The organism is Geodermatophilus sabuli, from assembly GCF_010686765.1.
Classification (GTDB): domain Bacteria; phylum Actinomycetota; class Actinomycetes; order Mycobacteriales; family Geodermatophilaceae; genus Geodermatophilus; species Geodermatophilus sabuli_A.
Window position 1 is genome coordinate 1 of sequence record NZ_JAAGWF010000062.1, and the last position, 697, is coordinate 697.

Genomic DNA, 697 nt, shown 5'->3' on the forward strand with positions numbered 1-697 from the left:
ACAAGACGATAGCACTTGCCTTCCCATTTCTCAACGAGAATGGAATTGAGTTCGAACTGGATGCCGTTAATCTCCTCCGTCTTCCATCCTCTCAGAGCAAAGATGTCATTGTAGAGCGAACTGCATCGGTTGGCACGGATGTAGAAATGTTTGCAATGCTTCTCTATCTCACTGACGATTTCCTTCGAGCAGGAACCGCAGTCTGCCCTGAAGCGATTTACACGGATGTTCTGGGATTCCAGAAGAGCGAAGAATCTCTTATGGGTGTCTGCCTGATGAAAACGCACATTCGTGTTACCATCGCTGTTCTCGATATAGACTATCTTGTCACCGATAACATATACGCCAGGCCTGTAGCCGAGGAACTTTTTGTAGGTCGGTTTTGCATCATACTTCTCCGTTTCAAGGAACTGATGGTCAAAGTCAACATCGTATTCCTCAATTTCCTTCAACTCGCCTGTAGAAACCAAAGCGTTTATAAGCAATGTGTTGAGTTTGTCTGCAGTATTGAAATCATAGGTCTTGCCTTGGTCGGAAGTATAGGAGATGTTTTCCTGTGTCAGTTCCTTGATGGCTCTGAGGATGGTATCAGAGCTGCATGTACGAAGGGTAGGATGATACGAGAGATGGCGCATCAGTTGTGACGTTACATCTTCCACGCATGAGCCGCCACAGAAATAAACGCTCATCAGCGAAC

The 697-nt window shown here is 46.1% G+C and carries 1 pseudogene; it reads right to left on the bottom strand.

What is annotated here, in order from left to right:
- Nucleotides 1-697 (bottom strand): annotated as a pseudogene (locus GCU56_RS22995) (IS1380-like element IS612 family transposase); the annotation flags it as partial.